22 protein-coding genes are annotated in these 24995 nt (G+C 59.8%); 8 read left to right on the top strand and 14 right to left on the bottom strand.

Features of this window, described 5'->3' with window-relative positions; translation table 11 throughout:
- Window positions 1-32: 32 nt before the first annotated feature.
- The 3 genes from sixA to HX869_RS25010 are packed head-to-tail and all read right to left on the bottom strand — an operon-like array spanning window position 33 to window position 1862.
- Entirely contained in the window at window positions 33-482 is a 450-nt protein-coding gene (sixA, locus tag HX869_RS25000) for a phosphohistidine phosphatase SixA (RefSeq protein ID WP_177081012.1), read from the bottom strand.
- On the bottom strand, window positions 479-826 hold the full coding sequence (locus HX869_RS25005; RefSeq protein WP_003210547.1) for a DUF4389 domain-containing protein: 348 nt from the start codon (window positions 824-826) through the stop codon (window positions 479-481). The genes sixA and HX869_RS25005 overlap by 4 nt, the downstream gene beginning before the upstream one ends.
- A 10-nt stretch (window positions 827-836) precedes the next feature.
- Window positions 837-1862, bottom strand: a complete 1026-nt coding sequence (locus HX869_RS25010; protein WP_003210548.1) for an NAD(P)H-dependent glycerol-3-phosphate dehydrogenase — start codon at window positions 1860-1862, stop codon at window positions 837-839.
- A 195-nt stretch (window positions 1863-2057) separates the two neighbouring features.
- Here HX869_RS25010 and HX869_RS25015 point away from each other — a divergent pair, with 195 nt between their 5' ends.
- From HX869_RS25015 to fabB, 5 genes are all read left to right on the top strand, one after another.
- Window positions 2058-4190: a TonB-dependent siderophore receptor gene (locus tag HX869_RS25015; protein WP_178903803.1), complete on the top strand. Its 2133-nt coding sequence runs from the start codon at window positions 2058-2060 to the stop codon at window positions 4188-4190.
- Window positions 4191-4210: 20 nt separating this feature from the next.
- Window positions 4211-5122 carry an ABC transporter substrate-binding protein gene (locus HX869_RS25020; RefSeq protein WP_178903804.1) on the top strand — a complete coding sequence of 304 codons (912 nt, stop codon included), beginning with the start codon at window positions 4211-4213 and terminating at the stop codon, window positions 5120-5122.
- Window positions 5119-7020: an ATP-binding protein gene (locus HX869_RS25025; protein WP_178903805.1), complete on the top strand. Its 1902-nt coding sequence runs from the start codon at window positions 5119-5121 to the stop codon at window positions 7018-7020. The genes HX869_RS25020 and HX869_RS25025 overlap by 4 nt, the downstream gene beginning before the upstream one ends.
- A 248-nt stretch (window positions 7021-7268) precedes the next feature.
- Window positions 7269-7784 carry a 3-hydroxyacyl-[acyl-carrier-protein] dehydratase FabA gene (fabA, locus tag HX869_RS25030; RefSeq protein WP_003210552.1) on the top strand — a complete coding sequence of 172 codons (516 nt, stop codon included), beginning with the start codon at window positions 7269-7271 and terminating at the stop codon, window positions 7782-7784.
- A gap of 11 nt (window positions 7785-7795) precedes the next feature.
- Window positions 7796-9016, top strand: a complete 1221-nt coding sequence (fabB, locus tag HX869_RS25035; protein ID WP_003210553.1) for a beta-ketoacyl-ACP synthase I — start codon at window positions 7796-7798, stop codon at window positions 9014-9016.
- A 507-nt stretch (window positions 9017-9523) separates the two neighbouring features.
- Here the strand turns inward: fabB and HX869_RS25040 are convergent.
- Window positions 9524-11149: a methyl-accepting chemotaxis protein gene (locus HX869_RS25040; protein WP_178903806.1), complete on the bottom strand. Its 1626-nt coding sequence runs from the start codon at window positions 11147-11149 to the stop codon at window positions 9524-9526.
- Between the two features lie 148 nt (window positions 11150-11297).
- Complete coding sequence (locus tag HX869_RS25045; protein ID WP_008434016.1) at window positions 11298-12302, bottom strand: amidohydrolase family protein; 1005 nt, start codon at window positions 12300-12302, stop codon at window positions 11298-11300.
- Window positions 12303-12441: 139 nt separating this feature from the next.
- On the opposite strand from HX869_RS25045, the gene HX869_RS25050 reads away from it, so the two are divergent.
- Entirely contained in the window at window positions 12442-12858 is a 417-nt protein-coding gene (locus tag HX869_RS25050) for an OsmC family protein (protein WP_003210558.1), read from the top strand.
- A gap of 64 nt (window positions 12859-12922) precedes the next feature.
- Window positions 12923-13795, top strand: a complete 873-nt coding sequence (locus HX869_RS25055) for a pirin family protein (protein WP_178903807.1) — start codon at window positions 12923-12925, stop codon at window positions 13793-13795.
- A gap of 135 nt (window positions 13796-13930) precedes the next feature.
- Here HX869_RS25055 and HX869_RS25060 read toward each other — a convergent pair whose 3' ends face one another.
- From HX869_RS25060 to HX869_RS25075, 4 genes are all read right to left on the bottom strand, one after another.
- The gene (locus tag HX869_RS25060) at window positions 13931-14659 is read right to left on the bottom strand and encodes a dienelactone hydrolase family protein (RefSeq protein WP_008434010.1); all 729 of its coding nucleotides are present in this window, start codon (window positions 14657-14659) and stop codon (window positions 13931-13933) included.
- A 66-nt stretch (window positions 14660-14725) separates the two neighbouring features.
- Window positions 14726-16630 carry a molecular chaperone HtpG gene (gene htpG, locus HX869_RS25065; RefSeq protein WP_003210561.1) on the bottom strand — a complete coding sequence of 635 codons (1905 nt, stop codon included), beginning with the start codon at window positions 16628-16630 and terminating at the stop codon, window positions 14726-14728.
- An 89-nt stretch (window positions 16631-16719) separates the two neighbouring features.
- Window positions 16720-17172 carry a PaaI family thioesterase gene (locus HX869_RS25070; RefSeq protein ID WP_087694453.1) on the bottom strand — a complete coding sequence of 151 codons (453 nt, stop codon included), beginning with the start codon at window positions 17170-17172 and terminating at the stop codon, window positions 16720-16722.
- Window positions 17169-17645 (bottom strand): PaaI family thioesterase, encoded by a 477-nt coding sequence (locus HX869_RS25075; protein ID WP_003210563.1) that lies wholly within the window; start codon window positions 17643-17645, stop codon window positions 17169-17171. Before HX869_RS25075 ends, HX869_RS25070 begins: the two co-directional genes overlap by 4 nt.
- Before the next feature lie 157 nt (window positions 17646-17802).
- Here HX869_RS25075 and HX869_RS25080 point away from each other — a divergent pair, with 157 nt between their 5' ends.
- Entirely contained in the window at window positions 17803-18045 is a 243-nt protein-coding gene (locus tag HX869_RS25080) for a hypothetical protein (protein WP_003210564.1), read from the top strand.
- 149 nt (window positions 18046-18194) lie between these two features.
- Here HX869_RS25080 and brnQ read toward each other — a convergent pair whose 3' ends face one another.
- The 5 genes from brnQ to odhB all read right to left on the bottom strand — a co-directional run bounded on the left by brnQ (window position 18195) and on the right by odhB (window position 24952).
- On the bottom strand, window positions 18195-19508 hold the full coding sequence (gene brnQ / locus HX869_RS25085) for a branched-chain amino acid transport system II carrier protein (RefSeq protein WP_003210565.1): 1314 nt from the start codon (window positions 19506-19508) through the stop codon (window positions 18195-18197).
- A gap of 417 nt (window positions 19509-19925) precedes the next feature.
- On the bottom strand, window positions 19926-20807 hold the full coding sequence (gene sucD, locus HX869_RS25090) for a succinate--CoA ligase subunit alpha (protein WP_003210566.1): 882 nt from the start codon (window positions 20805-20807) through the stop codon (window positions 19926-19928).
- Window positions 20807-21973 (bottom strand): ADP-forming succinate--CoA ligase subunit beta, encoded by a 1167-nt coding sequence (gene sucC, locus HX869_RS25095; protein ID WP_003210567.1) that lies wholly within the window; start codon window positions 21971-21973, stop codon window positions 20807-20809. Before sucC ends, sucD begins: the two co-directional genes overlap by 1 nt.
- A gap of 214 nt (window positions 21974-22187) precedes the next feature.
- Window positions 22188-23624: a dihydrolipoyl dehydrogenase gene (gene lpdA / locus HX869_RS25100; RefSeq protein WP_003210568.1), complete on the bottom strand. Its 1437-nt coding sequence runs from the start codon at window positions 23622-23624 to the stop codon at window positions 22188-22190.
- 95 nt (window positions 23625-23719) lie between these two features.
- Window positions 23720-24952: a 2-oxoglutarate dehydrogenase complex dihydrolipoyllysine-residue succinyltransferase gene (gene odhB / locus HX869_RS25105; RefSeq protein WP_008434003.1), complete on the bottom strand. Its 1233-nt coding sequence runs from the start codon at window positions 24950-24952 to the stop codon at window positions 23720-23722.
- Between the last annotated feature and the right edge of the window lie 43 nt (window positions 24953-24995).

Below are 24995 nucleotides of genomic sequence, written 5' to 3' on the forward strand. Positions count from 1 at the left end.
CCGCAGCAACGGATATGTACCCAAAACCAACATTAAGGATTCCGAACACTCAAAAGACTCATCAACCCCGCCAACGGAAAATCCCCCTCCAACTCCGCCAAACTCGCCGTACTCATAGCCTGCGGCTGCCGAAAATGCCCATGCTGCAAATAACTGATCAGCCCCCCCACAAACGGCTGATGACTAACCAGCAACACATCATCGTCATTGTCGAGATGCTTGAGCACCTCCAACGGATTACTCTCCGGCGTCAACCAAGGCACAGTGCGGACATCCGGCTCAAACCCCAACGCCTCCCGCACCAACTGCGCCGTCTGCTGCGCCCGCACATACGGACTGGCAATGATCGCCCGAATCGGCTGCCCGATCAGATGCGCCGCACTGCGCAACACCTCATCGCACCCATGGGCCGTCAAATTACGCTCGGCATCCGTACGCGCATGCCCCTCGGCCTCACCGTGACGCAACACCCACACCTTCATAGCTTGGGTTCCTCATCACGCGCCGGATGCGGTGCAGGCGGCACACTGTGGGCAGCCTCACCTTCCGGTGCACGGGGCGTCGGCCAATCGGCAAACGGCCAAGGCTTCTGATCACTGTGAAAACTGCCAAACCGCCCAATCTGCGCCAAGAACTGACTCAGGCTGTCACCAAAATTCATCAGCCCCAGGTTCGGCGCCCCATACACCAGGCGATAAACCAGTTGCACCACCACCAGCGCGCCCAGCAGAAACTGCGCCACTTGCCACACCAGGGCAAACACCAGCATCCACAGCACACGCAGGCCAATGGATTCGTACTTGGGAGCTGCTTTCGGATCGTTCATGACGCGTTCCTCAGTTGAAACCACTGGTGGAAATAAAGTCGACATCGGTCTTCGGCTCGGCGCGCATCAGCAACTCGATGACCTGGTTCAAGGTGCGCCCTTCAAACAGGATCGCGTGCAACCCGGCAACCAGCGGCATATACACCCCGACCTCCTGAGACTTGGCCTTCAGCACCTTCAGGGTGTTGACGCCTTCCGCCACTTCGCCCAAACGCGTCACGGCGTCTTCCAGGCTCAAGCCCTGGCCAAGGGCAAAACCGACCTGATAGTTGCGGCTTTTCGGTGACGAGCAGGTGACGATCAGGTCGCCCACACCCGCCAGGCCAAGGAAGGTCATCGGGTTGGCGCCCTGATTGACCGCAAACCGGGTCATCTCGGCCAGGGCGCGAGTGATCAGCATGCTCTTGGTGTTTTCACCCATGCCCAGCGCAACCGCCATGCCGGCGATGATCGCGTAGACGTTCTTCAACGCCCCGCCCAGCTCGACGCCGAAACGGTCGGCACTGGCGTACACGCGGAAGGTGCGACCGTGCAGCACCTCCTGCACCCGCTCGCAGAGTTCTTCGTCTTCACTGGCGATCACCGTGGCGGTCAGCGCGTGCTCAGCCACTTCCCGCGCCAGGTTCGGCCCGGACAACACGCCAATCCGCGCTTCGGGGGCGATTTCTTCAAGGATCTCGCTCATCAACTTGAAGGTGTGCGCCTCAATGCCCTTGGTCAGGCTCACCAGCAGCTTGCCCGCCAGCCGCTCGGCATGGGGTGCAAGCACCGAACGCAGGGCGCTGGAGGGCAGCGCGACGAAGCACAGGTCGCACTCGTCCAGCGTCGCCTGTAAATCAGTCACCGGCTCCACGGCCGGCAGAATCTTGATGCCTTTAAGGTAACGGGGGTTTTCCCGGTTGACCCGAATGGCTTCGGCTTGCTCGGGGTCACGCATCCATTGACGCACCCGGTGACCATTTTCAGCCAGCAGATTAGCCACGGCGGTACCAAAACTTCCGCCTCCCAGGACCGCAATAGGGCGCTGTTCAGTCATATGCAATCCGTTAATCCATAGCAGTGGCGATGGCCGCATTATACGGAGCGACCCGCCTGCGGCCAGCCCCCGCGTCAATTCAAACGCTTGTCGGAAAATGCGACATTTGTGCGAAGTAATTACAGGGCCGACGACTGGCAAAAGGCCCCACCTCAGTTAACATGGGCGGCTATCCGTAATTATCAAGGCCGTGCCGTGTATTTGGGCCCTCCTCCTCGCTCATCCCTTCTGCTGACGTTGTTGTGCATGCCGTGGTGCAGTGTGCCGGTGCTGGCTGACGACCTGTTCCTCGACAGCCAGCCGCTGCCGCAGGTGCTGACCGCCACCCGGCTCAAGCAATCGGCCGCCGCCGTGCCCGGCAGCATGACGGTGATCGACGCCGAGTTGATCAAGGCCAGCGGTGCGCGGGATATCCCCGAGCTGCTGCGGCTGGTGCCCGGGATGATGGTCGGCTACACCACCGGCAACCAGGCCGCCGTGAATTACCACGGCACCCAGGCGGGCGATGCGCGGCGCATGCAGGTGTTGATCGATGGGCGCTCGGTGTACCGCGCGGGCCTGGCCACGGTGGACTGGAGCGATATTCCGGTAGCCCTGGAAGACATCGACCGCATCGAGGTCTTCCGCGGCCCCAATACCGTCAGCTACGGCGCCAACGCGCTGATGGCCGTCGTCAACATCCTCACCCGCTCGCCGGCCAACAGCCATGGCACGCGGATGAAACTCACCCAGGGCGGCCGAGGGATCAACGACTGGTACGCCAGCCAGGGCATGGGCTGGGACACCGGCGATTTGCGCCTGTCACTCTCCGGTCAACAGGACGATGGCTTTGACAGCGACCGCGTGGGCGCTGACCGCCGCGACGGGCGCCGCCTGAACCGCTTCAGCCTGGCCGTGAGCCAGACCCTGAATGCGCAACAAAGCATCGACTGGCAACTGGACGCCAAGGAAGGCACCAACCAGCGCCCTTACACCTACCAACCGGTGTTCGACGGGATTACCGAAGGCGGTAACAATTCCGACGTCAGCGCCAAGGACTATGCCGGTTCCCTGCGCTGGAACTTCGACTTCAACCCCGATCACAGCCTGTATATCCAGGGTTCGGCCCAGCAATGGGATCGCCGGCAGATCTGGCGCGCGTGCGATGCCAAGGTCTCGTTCAGCCCGGAACTGACGCAGCTGTGGCAGCTCAACCCCAACTATGCCGAGCGACTGGCCCGGCACATGAACAACTTCAACCCAGGCAACCTTCCACCCGGCAGCGCCGCCGAGCAGGCACTGGCCCGCCAGGTGCTCCAGCAATGGGGGGACGGCGGCAAGGATCCGGTCTGCGGCAACATCGACCAAAGCACCAAGGAAAGCCGCTACGACCTGGAGCTGCAAGACACCCTCAGCCTGTCCGACAGCCTGCGCCTGGTCAGCGGCATGAACTACCGCTACGACCGCGCCGACTCCGACACCTACTTCAACGGCACCCTGGACGACACCACCTGGCGCCTGTTCGGCCACCTGGAATGGCGGGCCAGCGAACACTGGCTGCTGCAGGGCGGCGCGATGTACGAAGACACTCACCTGAGCGGCAACTCGCTGACGCCACGGGTGGCCGTCAACTACCTGATCAACCCGCGCCACGGCCTGCGCGCGGTGTACTCCGAAGCCATTCGCTCCCCGGACATGTTCGAGAACAACGTCAACTGGAGCTACCGCGTCACCAACCTCAGCTCGCCGGCCTACGGCCAGAACTCCGGCCAATACTTCGTGGTGACCCGCGGCCCGGGCAACCTCGACAAAGAGCTGATGCGCTCCCGGGAGCTGGGCTACAACGGCTTTTTTGCCGACATCGGGCTGAACGTCGACGTGAAGCTGTTCTACGACGAAATCAGCGAAATGGTCAGCGAGCCGCTGCGCAACAACCAGTACATCGCCAGCAACTCGAACAGCTCGCGCTTTACCGGCACCGAAACCCAGCTCGACTGGCACATGAGCACTGCCGACCGGCTGCGCGTCACCTATGCTTACGTGGATGCCAGCGCCACCAACCCTCTGGACAGGCAGCAGACCGCGCGCAACAGCGGCTCGGCCGGCTGGATGCGGGAATGGGGCCATGGCTGGTCCAGCGCGGTGTTCTACTATGGCGACGATGCGCTCAACCAGTATCGCTTCGAACGGGTCGACCTGCGGGTGGCCAAGCGCATTGCCTTGGGCAAAGCCAACGTGGAGCTGGCCGGCATGTTGCAACAACGCCTCGACAATCAGCCCACCACCTGGCCCGACAACAACTATGACCAACGCCACGTGCTCTACTTCAGTGCGGAGTTAGAGTTCTAGTGGACAGCGACTCGTCACGGATGACCCTGCCCTTTACCGCCCGGCTCTGGCGGTGCTGTGTGTTGCTTGGGGTTTTACTGTTCGGCGCACCGACATGGGCAGCGGATATCATGCTGACCGCCGACGAAGACGGCCCGGGCGTACAAACATTCGTCCAGGCCCTGGCCCTGCAGCGTCCCGAAGACAGCGTGAAGTTCACCCCGCTCAAGGACCTGCCCGCCCCTGCAAACTTGCCGACCAGCACCCGCCTGATCCTGCTGGACTTGCCCAGCCTTGATTGGCGCCTGCAAGACGCCCAGGGCCCACCGACCCTGGTGCTGCGCATCAGCCGCCTGCAAGCGCGCCAGCGCCTGGGTGCCACGTTGCCTGCGAAGATCAGCCTGCTGTGGAGCGACCCACCGCTGGACCGACAACTGCGCCTGATCACCGGCATCCTGCCTCAGGCCCGGCGCATCGGCGTGCTCTATGGCATCGACAGCGAGTTCCTGCTGCGCGAGCTGCGCCAGTACGCCGCGCCCATGGGCCTGGAGATCGTGCCCCAGCTTTGGGAAAACATTAATGACAGTCGCCCGCTGCAAAGCCTGTTCAAGAACAGCGACGTCTTGCTGGGGCTGGATGATCCCCAGCTGTACAACCCGAAAACCGCGAAAAACCTGCTGCTCAGCAGCTACGCCAGGCAATTGCCACTGGTCGGGCCCAACGCCGGGTTCGTCAAGGCCGGCAGCCTGGCCAGCACCTACAGCGATCAGACCGACTGGCTGGATGTGCTCGACCGCCTGCTGGATCATGCGCCGGCCAGTTGGCCGCGCTCGCTGTACCCGGAACGTTTCAAAGTCGTAGGCAACCCGCAGGTTGCGCGCTCACTGGGGATCGAACAGGTGGACGAAACCAACGTCGCCGCCCGCCTGGCCGAAGGAGAAAAACGCCCATGACATTTCGTCGCCGTTGGGACATCAACACCCGGACCCAGCTCATTACCCTGGGCCCGGCACTCCTGCTGACGCTGCTGTTGATCAGCTTCTTCACCTTCGTGCGGATCCAGGACCTGCGCCAGGAACTGGACCACACCGGCCAGTTGATCGCCAACCAACTGGCGCCGGCCACCGAATACGGGGTGATTTCCGGCAACAACGACGTGCTTGAAAGCCTGTTGCGGGCCACCCTCGCCACGCCGCACGTGCGCTTCCTGGAGATTCAGGACAGCGCAGAAAATATCCTGGTGTATGTCGAGCAACCGTCGGAGAAGCACGATCGCTCGCTGTCGGTGAAAGTCTTCCAGGCGCCGATTCGCCTGCAACATATCCAGCTGGGCAATGACTTCTTCCAGGACAGTACTGCCGAGCCCAAGGCCCCGCGCGCGGACTACCTGGGGCGAGTGATTGTCGGCATGTCCAACGATGCGTTCAGCCAGCGCCAGCAGGAAATCCTGTTCAAGGCCGGGATTCTCGCGCTGTTCGCCCTGCTGTTTACCTTCCTGCTGGCCCGGCGCCTGGCGGCCAGCCTGTCGCAACCGATCAGCGCCATGGGCAATGCGGTCAAGGCGATCCAGCAGGGCGATTACCAGACGCCGCTGCCCATCGTGGATGACTCGGAGCTGGGCGACCTGTCGCGCCACATCAATAACCTCGCCGATGGCTTGAACCAGGCCAGTCGTGAACAGCACCAGGCCATGGCCCAGTTGATCCAGACCCGCGAAGAAGCCGAGCGGGCGAACAATGCCAAGTCGGACTTCCTGGCGATGATGAGCCATGAATTGCGCACGCCGATGAACGGGGTGCTGGGCATGCTGCAACTGCTGGAAACCACCGACATGACCGAGGAACAGACCGAATACGCGGCGCTGGCCTCGGAGTCCACCGAACACCTGCTGAAGGTGATCAACGACATCCTCGACTTCTCGCGCATCGAGCGCGCGGCCCTGGAGCTTGAGCACATTCCGTTCGACCTTGTGGAGCTGATCAGCAGTTGCGCCCAGGCCTTCCAGCACGCCGCCCAACAACGCGGGCTGGCGCTCGAAGTGCCGATCCCCCAGGGCCTGGGCTCGCTGCAGGTACAGGGCGACCCGACCCGCATCCGGCAGATTTTGGTGAACCTGATCGGCAATGCCCTGAAGTTCACCGAGCAGGGCACCGTCACCGTCGAACCCCACTGGCAGACCCTGGACCATGAACTGCTGTGGTTCACCTGCACCGTGCGCGATAGCGGGATTGGCATTTCCGCCGAGCGCCTGGAACTGATGTTCGATGCGTTCCAGCAAGCCGACAGTTCCATTTCAAGACGTTACGGCGGCACCGGACTGGGACTGCCTATCGCACGCACCCTGGCCGAACGCATGGGCGGCACCCTGCGCGCCCAGAGCGAAGAAGGCCACGGCTCGGTGTTCACCCTGGAAATCCCGCTGGCGATCTACCAGCAGAGCTTGCCGCTGCTCGCGCCGAATACCGAAGGCAATGGCCGTGCGGGCGAAGGGCGCAACGTGTTGCTGGTGGAAGACAACCCGGTCAATCGCACGGTGGTCGAAGCCATGCTGCGCAGCCTGGGGTTCGAGGTGAGCATCGCCACCGACGGCGCCGAAGCGATTCGCAGCGCCGAGAGCCTGATTTTTACCGCAATCCTGATGGACTGCCGACTGCCGGGCATCGATGGCTACGAGGCTACCCGGCAGATTCGCCAGTTGCCCGGTTGCGCCGAGCTGCCAATCATTGCCCTCACGGCCAATGCCTTGCAGGGCGATCGCGAAGCCTGCCTGGCAGCTGGAATGAACGATTACCTGGCAAAGCCGTTCAAACGCACGGATTTGCAGCAAATCCTGCAGAGATGGGTGCAGTAACACGGTGCCATCAGCCAACTGCGACTGGCGTGAAAGACGAAAGTGCGGCAGTCTTAGGCACCCGAACGGGCCCGTAAACCGGCCCGGTTTATAATTTCAGTGCACAAGTGTACATTCATGACCTTGACGCTGTGACTTTCACTACAACGCAATAGTCTATGTGTAGGCTGCCGATATGAGGCATGAACGCTTCAGTCGGCCGGGAAGATTTGCCCTGCCCTGCCGCATGGGATTATTGAGGAGCTCGCATGACCAAACAAAACGCCTTTACTCGGGAAGACCTGCTGCGCTGCAGTCGCGGTGAGCTGTTCGGCCCAGGTAACGCGCAACTGCCCGCCCCGAACATGCTGATGGTGGATCGCATCACCCATATCAGCGAAGAGGGTGGCAAGTACGGCAAAGGTGAATTGGTCGCCGAGCTGGATATCACCCCTGACCTGTGGTTTTTCGCCTGCCATTTCGAAGGCGATCCGGTGATGCCGGGCTGCCTGGGCCTTGACGCCATGTGGCAGCTGGTCGGTTTCTACCTGGGCTGGCAAGGCCTGCCGGGCCGCGGTCGCGCCCTGGGTTCGGGCGAAGTGAAGTTCTTTGGCCAGGTCTTGCCGACCGCCAAGAAAGTCACTTACAACATTCAAATCAAGCGCGTCCTCAAGGGCAAGCTGAACCTGGCCATTGCCGATGGTTCGGTGACTGTCGACGGTCGCGAGATTTATACTGCCGAAGGCCTTCGGGTCGGCGTATTCACTTCCACTGACAACTTTTAAGGGTTATCCGCATGCGCCGCGTCGTTATCACTGGTCTGGGCATTGTTTCGTGCCTGGGCAATGACAAAGAGACCGTCTCCGCTAACCTGCGTGCAAGTCGCCCTGGCATCCGCTTCAACCCGGAATATGCCGAAATGGGTCTGCGTAGCCAGGTTTCCGGCTCCATCGACCTGCCCCTCGAAGAGCTGATTGATCGCAAGATCTATCGCTTCGTCGGCCACGCAGCCGCTTACGCCTACCTGGCCATGAAGGACGCGATCACCGATTCCGGCTTGAGCGAAGACCAGGTGTCCAACGTACGCACCGGTCTGATCGCCGGTTCCGGTGGCGCGTCGACCTTGAACCAGATGGAAGCGCTGGACATCCTGCGCGAGAAAGGCGTCAAGCGCGTTGGCCCGTACCGCGTCACGCGGACCATGGGCAGCACCGTTTCCGCCTGCCTGGCCACACCGTTCAAGATCAAGGGCGTGAACTACTCGATCTCCTCCGCTTGCGCCACCAGTGCTCACTGCATCGGTACCGCTGTAGAGCAGATCCAGTTGGGCAAGCAGGACATCGTGTTTGCCGGCGGTGGTGAAGAAGAACATTGGAGCCAGTCGTTCCTGTTCGACGCCATGGGCGCCCTGTCTACCCAGTACAACGAAACCCCGGACAAAGCCTCCCGCGCCTATGACAAGAACCGTGATGGCTTCGTCATTGCCGGCGGTGGCGGCATGGTGGTGGTCGAGGAGCTGGAACACGCCCTGGCCCGTGGTGCGAAGATCTACGCGGAAATCGTCGGCTACGGCGCGACGTCCGACGGCTACGACATGGTTGCGCCAAGCGGCGAAGGCGCCATCCGCTGCATGCAGATGGCCATGTCCACCGTTGATACCCCGATCGACTACCTGAACACCCACGGTACTTCGACTCCGGTCGGCGACTCCAAGGAAATGGAAGGCGTGCGTGCGGTATTCGGCGACAAGGCTCCGGCGATCAGCTCTACCAAGAGCCTGTCGGGTCACTCCCTGGGCGCCGCTGGCGTTCACGAAGCGATCTACTGCCTGCTGATGATGGAAGGCAACTTCATGGCAGGTTCTGCCAACATCGAGGAACTGGACCCGGACGTGGCTGACATGCCTATCCTGACCAAGACTCGTGAAGATGCGACCATCAATACAGTGATGAGCAACAGCTTCGGCTTCGGTGGCACTAACGCCACCCTGGTGCTGAAACGCTGGCAGGGTAAGTAAGCTCTCGCAGCTTGATCGCCTGAAAACGCCCCGACTGGTTCGGGGCGTTTTTTTACCCGTTTACCGCGCTTACAGTGGCTCACTTTTGAAAGCCGGAATGCGTGCCCAGTCAAAAGTAAGCAAAACGCTCTTGCCCGATCACTCGGCACCTCGCTCAGGCTTGAGTGTTTAGAAGCAAAATCAAAAGCTAAAACGGGCACGGTCCAATGTGGGAGCGGGCTTGCTCGCGAAGGTCGTTAACGATGACGCTGGCATCCTGATTCAACGCGGCGTTCTCAGGTTTTCGCCGGCAAGCCGGCTCCGACAGAAAAGCGGTTCTGCTTTTGCTTCTAACACTCAGGTCGGCTTCCAGGCCGCCGTGCTCTTGCTTTTGATCTTAGGCGCCCCGCCGACAGGCGGGGCAGAGCGCTTTGGTTACTTTGCCGCTTTTTTGCAAAGTGACTCGCTGTAAGAGCGAAACCATAAGCCGCCGTGACCGCAGCAACGGATATGCCCCGCCCCAACAACCTAAACCGAAAACCGAGCCACCATCGTGTTGAGATCCACCGCCAACCGCGACAACTCCTGGCTCGCCGCACTGGTCTGGTTCGCCCCCGCCGACGTCTGCTGTGCCAAATCGCGAATATTCATCAAATTGCGATCCACCTCCCGCGCCACCGCCGCCTGTTCTTCCGAGGCACTGGCAATCACCAGGTTGCGCTCGTTGATCAGGGTAAACGCCGAAGCAATCTCCTCCAGCGCCGTCCCCGCAGACTTGGCGATATCCAACGTTGACCGCGCCCGAGTATTGCTCTGCTGCATGGAGCTGACAGCCTGATCAGTCCCCTGCTGAATCCCAATGATCATCTGCTCGATTTCCTGGGTCGACTGCTGCGTACGATGCGCCAAGGCCCGCACCTCATCCGCCACCACCGCAAACCCACGCCCGGCATCCCCGGCCCGCGCCGCTTCGATGGCGGCATTCAGCGCCAGCAAATTGGTCTGCTCGGCAATCGAACGAATCACATCCAGCACCTTGCTGATGCCATACACCTTCTGCGCCAGGTCCTCCACCTGAGTCGCATTGGCCGTCACATCATCCGCCAGGGACTCAATCGACAACACCGTCTGATGCACCTGCTCGCGACCATGCTGGGCAATACGGTCCGACTCACGGGACGCCTGTGAAGTGGCCACCGCATTGCTCGCCACCTCCTCCACCGCCGCCGTCATCTGGTTCACCGCAGTAGCCGCCTGCTCGATTTCCTGACTCTGCTGATGCAACCCACGGGTGGCATCTTCGGTCACGCAACTAAGCTCTTCGGAAGCCGACGCCAACTGGCTGGACGAATCGGAAATACGCCGAATGGTTTCCCGCAGGCTCTCCTGCATGCTTTTCAGCGCCTGCTGCAAACGCGCCGGCTCATCCTGGCCGCTGACAGTAATCACCCCGGTCAGATCGCCACTGGCCACACCCTGGGCGACTTTCAAAGACTGGGATAACGGCAGCACAATACTGCGGGTCAGCAACAATGCCAGGCCGATGGTGATCAGCGCCGTCACGGCAATCATGCCAACCACCCAACTGCGCGATTGCGTGAACACACTTTGCGCCAGGCTCGCCGCCTGATTGGCACTGACCTTGTTCAACGTCACCAGCTCACGCAGGGTACCGGCCAGTTCGTCGGCCAACTGGTTCATCTCGCCGTTGACCACCTTGATCGCGTCTTCCAACTGATTCGCCCGGGAAAACGCCATCACCTGTTCCTGGCGCTGCAGGTAACGCTCTTCCTCGGTTTTAAAGCGATCGAACAGCACCCGCTCTTCTGGCAGCACGATCAAGCCTTCATAGAGGGACTGAGCCTTGTGCAGGCCGCTTTTCAGCTCGGTGATTTTCTGCTCATTCTGCGTGATTGCCTGCGGGTCTCGGTTAAGCAGTAGCCGCAACGTCAGGGCCCGCACCCGCAGCAGGTCCTGATTCATCTCGCCGACCGCCATCACGCTGGGCAGCCAGTTGTTTTCCACCTGGTCAGACTGCTGGCGCATATTGCCCATCTGCAACAAGGCGAACCCGCCCAGGGCAAACACCATCAGCGCCAGCAAACCAAACCCCAGGCCGGCGCGAGGGGCGATATTCAGACTTCTGATATTCATGCTCGGAATCCTTCCAAAAGCGCTGCATCCACCTGCAGCGGGCTCTTGAAAGGTATCGGCGAGTTGAGACGTTTGCCTAAGACGAAAACGCGATATCAAAACGCCTTATGATCGCCCCGCCCCGCCTGTAGCGATTCAGCTAAACCCATCACCTGGGCTTGGGCAGAATCGCCAGGAAATTGTCCCGTGCGACCTTTCTGGCCACATCCTCAGGCAACGCATCGAGGAACGGGTCAAAGCTGCGCATTTCCTTACCGAGCTTGTTGAAGCGTCCTACTACGTCTGAGCCAAGCATGAAGCGGTCCGGGAAGCGCTCCACCAGTTTTACCCACTCAGGGCGTGCCTTTCCCGCCTCATCCAGCAAGTAAGGCGTGAGCACGCTCCAGGACAGGTCGACGTACAGGTTCGGGTAAGCCTCCAGCATGCGCGCCAGGGTCGGCAGCAAAAAATCCATCTGCGTCTGGTGCCGATGGATCTCCATGCTGCTGCCCGCATGGGCCCAGATAAACCGGGTGTGCGGGTGATTACGCAGCGGCTCTTCCATTTCCGCCAGGTACAACGGATTTTTCTCACGCTTGGAGGTGATGTTGGAATGCACCATCACCGGCAGATCATTCTCCGCGGCCAGGTGATAGATGCGGGTCATCGCCTCGTTGTTGGCCCTTGGGGTGTCGCCGGAGGTCAGCGCGGTCAGGTCGTCGTGACGGGTGAAGACTTCGCCGATGCCTTGCCAGAGCCCAGGATTGAGATCGAGCATGCGCTGGATATGGGATGCGGCATTTTTATCGTTGGGATTGAAACCACTGAGGAACGGATGAAAGCGCTGACGTTGCTCCGGGCTCAGTTTATTGACCGCATCGGCGACGAACACGTCGGTGGCGCTGTACCAATAGGCGTCGGCGTCGTCCCCGGCGTAATAGCGCGGCCGCTTGGGTTCGTCCTCATGCCATTTCTTGGCCACCGGTATGCCGGAAATCATCACGTGCTCGATGCGATTATCGGCCATGGCCTTGAGTAATTTATCCATGCCCGCCGACTCCTGGAAGAAATCGACGTAATGCAGGTGTGCATCGCTGTAGGCATAGTCGCGAGCCTGCACCGCAAGGCTTGCGGCGGTCAGCAACAGGGCAATACTCAGGCGGGTCCGGCGCACGGGGGTATCTCAAACAAGGGCTAATGCCGGTAGACCTCGGACCGCGCCTGCGGGTTCAGCGGTAAACAACGGGAACACCAACGTGCCAGCATGCTCTATAACTGCATGAGCTTCTTCCTGCCACCCTGTGAGGTTTGCCATGCCTGTTACCGTGAACACGCTGAACGCCGAAAACTTCCGCCACAGCGTCAATATCAATAACCACGAGCTGTTTACCGACCTGCCCAAGAGCCTGGGGGGCGACGATTCGGCGCCCTCCCCCCACGATTACTTCGACGCCGCACTGGCGTCCTGCAAGGCCCTGACCGTCAAGCTCTATGCGCAGAAAAAAGACATACCGCTGACCGGCGTGACCGTGGAAGTCACCCATGACAGCACCGAAGAGCAAAAGGGCAAATACAAGCTCAACGTCAAACTGACCCTCAAGGGCGTACTCACTGACGAGCAGCGCGACGAGCTGCACCGCGTGGCGGATCGCTGCCCGGTGCACAAGCTGATGACCACGGCCGAAGTCACCATCGAGACCCGGCTCTCCGAAGGCGCCTTCAGCCAGTAGCGGTAACCTCCCGTCGAGCGGGTTATGCTCAGTACCATCAGACCCGCTCAGACTGGGAAGCACCATGACCACCGTGACCGTGATTCGCCCGCGCGCCGAAGATGTGGAAGGCCAACCGATCCTGCGCCCACTGCCCTCCAGGCAATGCCGCAGCGTCGGGCCTTTCGTGTTTTTCGACCATATGCTGCAAACCCGTTATGCCCCGGGTACCGGCATGAACATTCGCCAACACCCGCACATCGGCCTCTCTACCCTGACCTACCTGTTTGAAGGCGAACTCCTGCACAAGGACAGCCTCGGCTCCGATCAGGTGGTCAAGGCCGGGGACGTCAGTTGGATGACAGCCGGCAGTGCCATTGCCCACGTTGAACGCAGCCCCGAGGCGTTGAAGGCCAGTGGTTTCAGCCTGCACGGGTTGCAAGTGTGGCTGGCCTCCCCCAAGGAACATGAACAAGGGCCTGGGCATTACAGCCATCATCCGGCCGCCAGCTTGCCGGTGAGCGATAACCTCGGCGTGCAGATTCGCCTGATTGCCGGCAATGGCTTTTGCCTCGAATCGCCGGTGCCGGTGTTGTCGCCCACCTTGTATGCCGAGGTGCGGATGCAGACGGCTACCACCCTGCTGATCCCGGATGAGCATGAAGAACGGGCGGTGTATGTGCTGGAGGGTGAGGCGCAGTTGGATGGCGAAGTGCTGGAGGTGCATAGCCTGGTGGTGTTGCCGGCAGGCGCAAACATGGGGCTGTTTGCCGAGACTGATTGCCACCTGGTGGTGTTCGGCGGCGCGGCGCTGGATGGGCCACGGCGGATTAACTGGAATTTTGTCGCGAGTGATCCGGCGTTGATCGAGCAGGCTCGGCAGCGTTGGGCGGCTGGGGATTGGCCGACAGTGCCGGGGGAAAGTGAGCGGATCGAGTTGCCTCTAGGCAAGGCTTAAGCGCTTTATTGCCTGTGAAACAGCCTTCGCGAGCAAGCCCGCTCCCACATTTCGACCGCGTTCCTTCAGGATTTACACGGTTAAAATGTGGGAGCGGGCTTGCTCGCGAAGGGGCCAGCTCAGGCAACCGAACTATCAGCCCTTGAACACTTCATCCAGCAAGTTATGCATCGACTGAAAGGCCCGCGCAGCGGTCTTCGCGTCATACATCATCTTGCCCGGCACATTCGCGTGCGGGTCGGTAAACGAGTGCACCGCACCGCCGTAGCTCAGCAATTGCCAATCCACACCGGCGGCGTTCATTTCGTCTTCAAACGCCGGCAGTTGCTCCTTCGGCACCAACGGGTCGGAAGCACCGTGCAACACCAGCACGGAACCCTTGATGTTTTTTGCATCGGCCGGGTTCGGCGTGTCGAGGCTGCCGTGGAACGAAACGGCAGCTTTCAACGGTGCACCGGTACGTGCCAGCTCCAGGGAGCAGCAACCACCGAAGCAGAAACCAAAGGTCGCCAGCTTCGAGGTATCCACCGCCGCTTCAGTCTGGGTTTTCAGGTGATCAAGCGCGACCTGCATGCGCTTGTTCAACAGCGGCCGGTCATTCTTCAACGGCATCATCGCCGCACCCGCTTCATCGCCGTTCGAAGGGCGGACGGTTTGCCCGTACAGGTCGGCAAGCAGCACCACGTAGCCCTTGCTGGCCACGCTCTTGGCGATCTCTTCAGCGCCGGCACTGACACCCATCCAGTTCGGCGCCATCAACAACCCTGGCAGCGGGCCCTTATGACTGGCATCAAATGCCAGGCGGCTTTCATAAGACTGGCCATCAATCTGATAGACCACGGAACGCACGGTGATTTGGCTCATCATTTACTCCAGGTGAAAGGCTCCAGAACGAAAAAACCCGCCGAAGCGGGTTTTTCTACAACGGTGTTAAACCGACAGTTCAACCAACAGCTTGTTCAGTCGGCGCACATAAGCGGCCGGGTCTTTCAGGCTGTCGCCGGCAGCCAGGGCTGCCTGGTCGAAGAGGATGTGCGACAGGTCGCCAAACCGCTCTTCGCTCTGCTCGCCGTCGAGTTTCTCGATCAGCGGGTGAGCCGGGTTGAATTCGAAGATCGGCTTGGAATCCGGAACCTTCTGACCGCTGGCTTCCAGGATCTGACGCATCTGCATGCCCAGGTCCTGCTCGCCGATGGCCAGGATCGCCGGGGAATCGGTCAGACGGTGGGAAACCCGCACTTCGCTGACGGCATCGCCCAAGGCGGTCTTGATTCGCTCAACCAGACCCTCTTTGGACTTGGCCACTTCTTCAGCGGCTTTCTTGTCTTCTTCGGAATCCAGGTTGCCCAGGTCCAGGTCGCCGCGGGCGACGTCAACAAAGCTCTTGCCGTCGAAGTCGCTGAGGTAGCTCATCAGCCACTCGTCGATGCGGTCGGTCAGCAGCAGCACTTCGATGCCTTTCTTGCGGAAGACTTCCAGGTGCGGGCTGTTCTTGACCTGAGCGTAGGTTTCACCGGTCAGGTAGTAGATCTTGTCCTGACCTTCCTTGGCGCGAGCCAGGTATTCAGCCAGGGAAACGTTCTGCTCGCCGTCGTCACCGTTGGTCGATGCGAAACGCAGCAGGCCGGCGATTTTTTCCTTGTTGGCGAAATCTTCTGCCGGGCCTTCTTTCATGACCTGGCCGAAGTTTTTCCAGAAGCCCTTGTATTGCTCAGGCTCGTTTTTCGCCAGCTTTTCCAGCATGTCGAGGACACGCTTGGTCAGCGCCGACTTCATCGAGTCGATGATCGGGTCTTTCTGCAGGATTTCCCGCGACACGTTCAGCGACAGGTCGTTGGAGTCAACCACACCCTTGATAAAGCGCAGGTACAACGGCAGGAACGATTCCGCCTGGTCCATCACGAATACGCGCTGCACATACAGCTTCAGGCCTTTCGGCGCTTCACGCTGGTACAGGTCGAACGGAGCACGGGCCGGTACGTAGAGCAGCGAGCTGTATTCCAGCTTGCCTTCGACCTTGTTGTGGCTCCAGCTCAGCGGGTTTTCGTAATCGTGGGCAATGTGCTTGTAGAACTCCTGGTATTCCTCGTCCTTGACTTCGGTACGAGGACGGGTCCACAGGGCGCTGGCGCGGTTGACCACTTCCCATTCCTGGGCTGGGGCTTCTTCGCCTTCGGCCGCCGCTTGTTCTTTCGGCAACTCGATCGGCAACGCGATATGGTCGGAGTACTTCTTGATGATATTGCGCAGACGCCAGCCATCGGCGAACTCGTCTTCACCGGACTTCAGGTGCAGGACGATGCGGGTACCACGATCAGCCTTGTCGACAGTGGCGATTTCAAATTCGCCCTCGCCCTTGGAAGACCAGTGCACGCCTTCGCTGGCGGCAAGGCCGGCACGGCGGCTGAATACTTCAACCTTGTCGGCAACGATGAAGGCCGAGTAGAAGCCCACGCCGAACTGGCCGATCAGGTGCGAATCTTTCTTCTGGTCGCCCGACAGGTTCTTCATGAAATCAGCGGTGCCGGATTTGGCGATGGTCCCCAGGTGGGTGATCGCATCGTCACGGCTCATGCCGATACCGTTGTCTTCGAGGGTGACGGTTTTCGCGTCCTTGTCGAAGCTCACACGGATTTTCAGTTCCGCGCCACCTTCCAGCAACTCAGGCTTGGACAGGGCTTCGAAACGTAATTTGTCGACAGCGTCAGAGGCGTTCGAGATCAATTCGCGAAGGAAAATTTCCTTGTTGGAATACAGCGAATGGATCATGAGGTGCAGCAGTTGCTTCACCTCGGTCTGGAAGCCCAGGGTTTCCTTTTGAGTTTCCACACTCATGGTCATCAAACTCCAATTGGATGGCAGTGGCCGCGCCCTTGAGGGTTGGCGGCGGGTTGTCATCAAAGTTGGGGGCTAAGACCAGGATTTCAAGGGCGAGCAGGTTCCTCAATCTTGAAATGCGCACGGGCGGTGGCAATCGGTTCGGCCTGGGTACTTTGCCACGCGGTAATCGCCACGTTGGCCACCCGCCGGCCCTGGCGCCACACCTGGCATTTGGCGTAGGTGTCACGAAACTGGCCGGCGCGCAGGTAATCCAGGGAGAAATCGATGATCTTGGGAACGCCAGGCGCACCGGTGAATACCAGCAAATGCAAGGCTGCGGACAGCTCCATGAAGCCCGCGATCACCCCGCCGTGGATCGCCGGCAATATCGGGTTACCAATGTTGTCCTTGTTGGCCGGCATGCGAAACAGCAATTCATCCCCCAGCCGCGTGCATTCGATGCCAATCAGCCTGGCGTAGGGAATCAGGTTGAGCAGCGCCTCATAGTTGCCCCGTTCGTGGGCTTGCTGCAGACGGGTCTTGAACTGATGTTTCATGCCTGTTCTCCCTTGATTGCATTGCCCAGGCCCTGGCTGCCCTTGAGGCGCTTGCCCATGCGCATGAACGTGCCCACCACGTGGGCAATCGGTTGCTGCGGATCGTCCTGGTAGGCGAAGCCGCGGGTGAAGATCACGTCGGTGGTCACCCGGTAGCACTGGGCAAAGCCGAATACCGGTTTATGGGGCTCGGCCGGGTGCATGTAGTCGATGCGCAGGTCCAGGGTCGGGCAAACCTCGAACTCCGGCAGTACGCACAAGGTAGCCATGCCACAGGCGGTGTCCATCAAGGATGTGATGGCGCCGCCGTGGATCACGCCGGTCTGCGGGTCACCGACGATATGCGGAGCATAGGGCAACACCAGCGTCATGCCGTCCTCACTGGCGGCGTGCACCTGGATGCCCAGCACCTGGCAGTGGCGCAAGGCTGAAACAAAGCGCGTGGCACGGGATAAAAGAGGATTTTCGGTCATTCGTTAAAGACTCTTATTAGTGTGGAGCCGGCGGAGTAGACAACCTTGCTGAAAGTTCCCTAGGGAAAAGCCTTATATATCTGTGAGATTTAAGGAACTAAGCGTTGGGCATAGGCTCGAAAGGCCAGTAGATATCTTCAATAAGGAGAAACACCCCATGCGCAAGACTTTAGCTATTTCCATGATGCTGGCTGCTGCCCTCGGCCTCGCTGCCTGCGACAAAAAATCCGAAGACAAAGCCCAAGACGCCGCTGCCCACTCTGAGCAAGCTCAGAAAGACATGGCGAAAGCACAGGATAAAGTGAACGACGCTGCGAAAGAAAACGCCGATGCTGCCAAAGCTCAGGCTGAATCGAACGAAGCTGCTGCGAAAGAAGCAACACCTGCAACCGGTTCTTGAGTCTGACGACTTGAACACTGTGACGTGAAAAGTCATGTTGCAAAAGAAAGCCCGCTTAATAGCGGGCTTTACTTTGTCCGGTGTTTTTAACCCGGCCGGGCAGCTCGAAACTTCGAACTAAACCTCGGCACAAGTTAGTGGCTAAACGTTTAAGCCATCGCTTCACTGCGTTTGCCCAGCAGGCGGTCAATCACCACCGCAACCACCAGCGTCATCACCGAAGGCACCAGCCACGCCAGGCCCTGCTCGCTCAGCGGCAGGTGAGCCAGTTGCGATGGCATCCAGTCAGCCAGGCCCGCGCCCTTCAGCGCGTCAATGCAACCGAAGATGAACGACACCAGCATCACCGGGCCAACGATCCGGCCCTGCTCCTGCCAGAAGTCCTTACAGAAGCTCAGGGCCACCAGCACGATGCACGGCGGGTAGATGGCGGTCAGCACCGGGATCGAGAACGCGATCAGCTTGGTCAGGCCCAGGTTGGACACAAACAGCGAGAATACCGCCAGGATCACCACCAGGGTCTTATAGGACAGCGGCAGTACGCGGCTGAAGTACTCGGCGCAGGCGCAGGTCAGGCCCACCGCGGTTACCAGGCACGCCAGGGAAATCAGCACGGCGAGGAAGCCGCTGCCCAGGGAGCCGAAGGTGTGCTGGACGTAGGCGTGCAGCACGGCGGCGCCGTTGGCGGCACCGGCCGCCACTTCATGGCTGCCCGAACCGAGGCGGAACAGGCTGATGTACACCAGCGCCAGGCCCACACCGGCAATCAGCCCGGCGATGATCGCGTAGCGGGTGATCAGCTTCGGCGACTCGACGCCACGGGAGCGGATCGCGTTGACGATCACAATGCCGAATACCAGCGCGCCGAGGGTATCCATGGTCAGGTAACCATTGATAAAGCCCTGGGAGAACGGTGCGGCCACGTACTCAGGGGTGGCAACACCCACATCGCCGGCCGGCAAGGCAAAGGCAGCAATGCCCAATACGGCCAGGGCGATGATCTTCAACGGTGCCAGGAAACGACCAACCGTATCCAGCAGACGGCCCGGGTACAGGGAGATGAAGAACACCAACAGGAAGTACACCGAGCTGTAGAGGAACAGCGCCAGCGGGCTTTCACCGGTCAGCGGCGCCAGGCCCACTTCAAAGGAAACGGTGGCGGTTCGCGGGGTGGCGAACAACGGGCCGACAGCCAGGTAGGCCGCCGCTGCCAGCAAGCCACCGGCAATCTTGCCGATCGGACTGCTCAACGCGTCCATGCCACCACCGACTTTGGCCAGGGCGACAACGGTGATCACCGGCAAACCGACCGCGGTGATCAGGAAGCCCAGCGCTGCCATCCAGACATGAGGCCCGGACTGTAAACCGACGATTGGCGGGAAGATGATGTTGCCGGCGCCCACGAACAGGGCAAAAGTCATAAAGCCCAACGCCAGGATGTCCTGGCTTTTCAACACTTTCATTTGAGGAAATACCACACTACTGAATCGGAATTTAGAGAGGGCTTCCCTATGGATGAGGGAAATACTGCCGGTCCGGATGGGGACCGACCGGTCTGGCGCGAGGCTTCCTTTTGGGATGCGTACGCATAAAGAGGCGGCTAGCCTAACGAATTTGCGGGTCAAACGCACTGTTGCGGGGCGAACTGTCCGATAAGCGACATTTTTATGTCGCGTTTTTATATCTAAATTTTGAAATGCGATCGAATGTGGGAGCGGGCTTGCTCGCGAAAGCGGTGTGTCAGTCAGCTCATGAGTGGCTGATACACCGCTTTCGCGAGCAAGCCCGCTCCCACATTTTGATCTCCACCAACCTTCAGAATGCACAAAGGCCACCCGAAGGTGGCCTTTGTGGGGTGAAGCGTCAGTTAAGCGCGAGGCTTACTTGACAGCCCAACCGGTCAGCTCGGACAAAGCCTTGCCGATGTCTGCCAGCGAACGCACGGTTTTAACGCCTGCGTCTTCCAGGGCAGCAAACTTCTCGTCTGCAGTACCCTTGCCGCCAGAGATGATTGCGCCAGCATGGCCCATGCGCTTGCCAGCAGGGGCAGTCACACCAGCGATGTAGGAAACAACCGGCTTGGTCACGTGTGCCTTGATGTAGGCAGCCGCTTCTTCTTCAGCCGAACCGCCGATCTCACCGATCATTACGATCGCTTCGGTCTTCGGGTCTTCCTGGAACAGCTTCAGGATGTCGATGAAGTTCGAGCCTGGAATCGGGTCACCGCCGATGCCGACGCAAGTCGACTGACCGAAACCGGCGTCAGTAGTCTGCTTGACAGCTTCGTAGGTCAGGGTGCCGGAACGGGAAACGATACCGACTTTACCTGGCAAGTGAATGTGACCTGGCATGATGCCGATCTTGCATTCGCCTGGAGTGATCACGCCTGGGCAGTTAGGGCCGATCAGGACTACGCCCAGCTCGTCGCACTTAACTTTAGCGTCCAGCATGTCCAGGGTAGGAATGCCTTCGGTGATGCAAACGATCAGCTTGATGCCGCCGAATGCTGCTTCCAGGATGGAGTCCTTGCAGAAAGGAGCTGGAACGTAGATCACGCTGGCGGTGGCGCCAGTGGCAGCTACAGCATCTTTCACGGTGTTGAACACTGGCAGGCCCAGGTGCTCGGTGCCGCCTTTACCAGGAGTAACGCCACCCACCATCTTGGTGCCGTATTCGATGGCTTGCTGGGTGTGGAAACTACCTTGGGAACCGGTAATACCCTGGCAGATAACCTTGGTGTCTTTATTGATCAGGACGCTCATTATTTGCCCTCCGCAGCTTTGACAACTTGTTGAGCAGCGTCGGTCAGGCTGGTAGCAGCGATGATGTTCAAACCGCTTTCTGCCAGTACTTTAGCGCCCAGTTCAGCGTTGTTACCTTCAAGGCGCACAACAACCGGGATTTTAACGCCGACTTCTTTCACTGCACCGATGATGCCTTCGGCAATCATGTCGCAACGAACGATGCCGCCGAAGATATTGACCAGTACTGCAGCGACGTTGGAGTCGGACAGGATGATCTTGAACGCTTCGGTAACGCGTTCTTTGGTGGCACCGCCGCCTACGTCGAGGAAGTTGGCTGGTTTGCCGCCATGCAGGTTGACGATGTCCATGGTACCCATGGCCAGGCCAGCACCGTTGACCATGCAACCGATGTTACCTTCCAGGGCTACGTAGTTCAGTTCGAACTTGGCAGCGTGCGCTTCGCGCGGATCGTCTTGCGACGGATCGTGGAAAGTCTTCAGCTTAGGCTGACGGTACATGGCGTTGGCGTCGATGTTGATCTTGGCATCGAGGCAATGCAGATCGCCGTCGGCCTTGATCACCAGCGGGTTCACTTCCAGCAGGGCCAGATCGTGATCCTGGAACAGTTTGGCCAGACCTACGAAGATCTTGGCGAACTGGGCAACTTGCTTGCCTTCCAGACCCAACTGGAATGCCAGCTCGCGACCCTGGAATGGCTGAGCGCCAACCAGTGGATCGATAGTGGCTTTCAGAATTTTTTCTGGGGTTTCTTCAGCGATCTTCTCAATGTCCACGCCACCTTCGGTGGAGGCCATGAACACGATGCGACGGCTCGAACGGTCAACGACAGCGCCCAGGTACAGCTCTTTAGCGATATCAGTGCACGATTCAACCAGGATCTTGGTGACTGGCTGGCCATTGGCATCAGTCTGGTAAGTCACCAGACGCTTGCCCAGCCACTGCTGAGCGAAGGCTTTGGCGTCTTCTTTGCTGCGAACCAGCTTAACGCCGCCCGCTTTACCGCGACCACCAGCGTGGACCTGGGCTTTGACAACCCACTCGGTGCCGCCGATTTTGTCGCAAGCTTCTGCTGCTGCTTCCGGGGTGTCTACTGCGTAACCCTTGGATACTGGCAGGCCGTATTCAGCGAACAGCTGCTTACCCTGATACTCGTGAAGATTCATGCTTATTACCGTCTTCGTTAGGTACTGCGCATTCGGCGCTGCGCTCTTTATTGAGTGCCGCGCCACCTGTGACTGCTGCTTGCACAGTCAAACCACCAAAGGCCTGAACCCTGGGTGGTGAAACTGCGCAAGACTGCGTCCAGCGGATATTCCGCGGTGAGTCTTGCGCACAAGGCTCACGACGGGCAACCGCCGTGGTTTCTTATTATCTCGCTTAGCGCTTCTTCTTGTTGGCGATGTGGATGGCATGGCCATTCACTGCCAACGCGGCTTCGTGCAGCGCTTCGGACAGGGTCGGATGGGAGAAAACCATCATGCCGATGTCTTCGGCGCTGGTGCCGAATTCCATACCGATTGCGCCTTGCTGAACCAGTTCTGCTGCGCCTGGGCCGATCACATGGACGCCCAATACGCGGTCAGTCTTGGCATCAGCGATGACTTTGACAAAACCACCGGTGTCGTTGGCTGCCATGGCACGGCCAGAAGCGGCAAACGGGAAGGTGCCGACGTTAACTTCAACGCCTTCAGCTTTCAACTGCTGTTCGTTCTTGCCGACCCATGCAATTTCCGGGTGGGTGTAGATAACCGACGGGATCAGGTCGTAGTTCATCTGGGTCTTGTGACCCTTGATGCGCTCGACAACCATGATGCCTTCTTCGGAAGCCTTGTGCGCCAGCATCATGCCGCGAACCACGTCGCCAATGGCGTAGACGCCCGGCACGGTGGTAGCGCAGTGATCGTCAACGTGGATGAAACCACGCTCGTCGATGTTCACGCCACTGTCGGAAGCCAGCAGGTCAGTGGTCACCGGACGGCGACCAACGGCTACGATCAGCTTGTCGAAAGTGATGGTCTGTTCGCCATCCTTGTCGGTGTAGGTCACGACAACTTCTTCGCCGTTAACCTTGGAACCGGTAACACGAGCGCCCAGCTTGATGTCCAGACCTTGTTTGGTCAGGGTTTTCAGCGCTTCTTTGGACACTGCGGTGTCGGCAGCCAGCAGGAACGTGTCCAGGGCTTCCAGCACGGTCACTTCGGAACCCAGGCGGGACCAGACCGAACCCAGTTCCAGGCCGATCACGCCAGCGCCGATCACGCCCAGACGTTTTGGAACCGCCTGGAATTCCAGGGCGCCGGTCGAATCAACGATCACGTTCTGGTCGACCGGAGCCGGTGGAATGTCGATTGGACGCGAACCTGGAGCCAGGATCACGTTCTCGGCTTCGATGATTTCGGTCGAACCGTCAGGCTTGGTGATTTCAACTTTCTTGCCGGCCAGCAGTTTGCCGTGGCCTTGCAGGGAAGTAACGCCGTTGGCCTTGAACAGGGTAGCAACGCCGGAAGTCAGGCCTTTAACGATGTTGGCCTTGCGGCCGACCATCGCTGGCACGTCCATGGTCACGCCAGCGTGGTTGATGCCGTGGATGGCAAAACCGTCTTGCGCTTCGTGGAATTTCCAGGAGCTGTCCAGCAGCGCCTTGGAAGGAATGCAGCCAACGTTCAGGCAAGTACCGCCCAGCGCCAGTTTGCCTTCCTTGTCGGTGTATTTTTCGATGCAAGCAGTCGAGAGGCCCAGTTGTGCGGCCTTGATGGCGGCAACGTAGCCGCCAGGGCCTGCGCCAATCACTACAACGTCAAATTTCTGCGACATGAAAAAAAATCCTCTTTAGCTAAAAGCTTCAAGCCGTGAGCCGCACTCCGGCCTGCCTCGCGGCAGACCGGGTGGTACGGCGCACCGCCGCTTTATCAGATATCCAGCAGCAGACGAGCCGGGTCTTCCAGCAGGTTCTTGATGGTCACCAGGAAAGTCACGGCTTCTTTACCATCGATCAGGCGGTGATCGTACGACAGCGCCAGGTACATCATCGGGCGGATAACCACTTGGCCGTTGATCGCCATAGGACGCTGCAGAATGTTGTGCATGCCCAGGATCGCAGCTTGTGGCGGGTTGACGATCGGAGTCGACATCATCGAACCGAAAGTACCACCGTTGGTGATGGTGAAGGTACCACCGGTCATCTCGTCGATGGTCAGTTTGCCGTCACGGGCCTTCTTGCCGAAGTTGGCGATGCCGCCTTCGATTTCAGCCAGGCTCATCAGCTCGGCGTTACGCAGAACCGGTACCACCAGGCCACGGTCGCTGGAGACGGCAACGCCGACGTCAGCATAACCGTGGTAAACGATGTCGCCGCCGTCGATGGAAGCGTTGACTGCCGGGAAGCGTTTCAGCGCTTCGGTGGCCGCTTTCACGAAGAACGACATGAAGCCCAGGCGTACGCCGTTGTGGGACTTCTCGAACAGGTCCTTGTACTTCGAACGCAGGGCCATGACTTCGGTCATGTCGACTTCGTTGAACGTGGTCAGCATCGCCATGTTCGACTGTGCTTCAACCAGGCGCTTGGCCACGGTGGCACGCACGCGGGTCATCGGTACGCGCTTCTCGGTGCGGTCGCCAGCGGCGAACACAGGAGCAGCGGCAGCCGGGGCGGCAGCCTTGGCAGGCGCAGCAGCTGGAGCGTTTTTCTTGGCTTCAACGGCGGCAACCACGTCTTCCTTGGTCACACGGCCATCTTTGCCGGTGCCCTTGATGGACGCCAGGTTGATGCCGTTTTCGTCAGCCAGCTGACGCGCAGCCGGTGCAGCGATTGGATCTTCGCCACCCGCAGCCGGTGCAGCAGCTGGAGCTGCGGCAGCAGCCGGTGCAGCAGCGGCGGCAGGAGCAGGAGCAGCGGCAGCAGCACCGCCCTCTTCGATCGAGCCCAGTACCTGATTCGACAGGACGGTAGCGCCTTCTTCGGCAACGATTGCGCCCAGCACGCCGTCAGCTTCAGCCAACACTTCGAGCACGACCTTGTCGGTTTCGATGTCGACGATCAGGTCGTCACGCTTGACGGCCTCGCCTGGTTTCTTGTGCCAGGTGGCAACGGTGCCATCGGCAACCGATTCCGGGAATGACGGGGCTTTGATTTCGATAGCCATTATCTGTGGGTCCTTAAAATTCGGTTTCAGTCAGCGCGAAGGC

Origin of the sequence: Pseudomonas sp. P7779 (assembly GCF_013386315.1) — a bacterium.
Lineage (GTDB): Bacteria > Pseudomonadota > Gammaproteobacteria > Pseudomonadales > Pseudomonadaceae > Aquipseudomonas.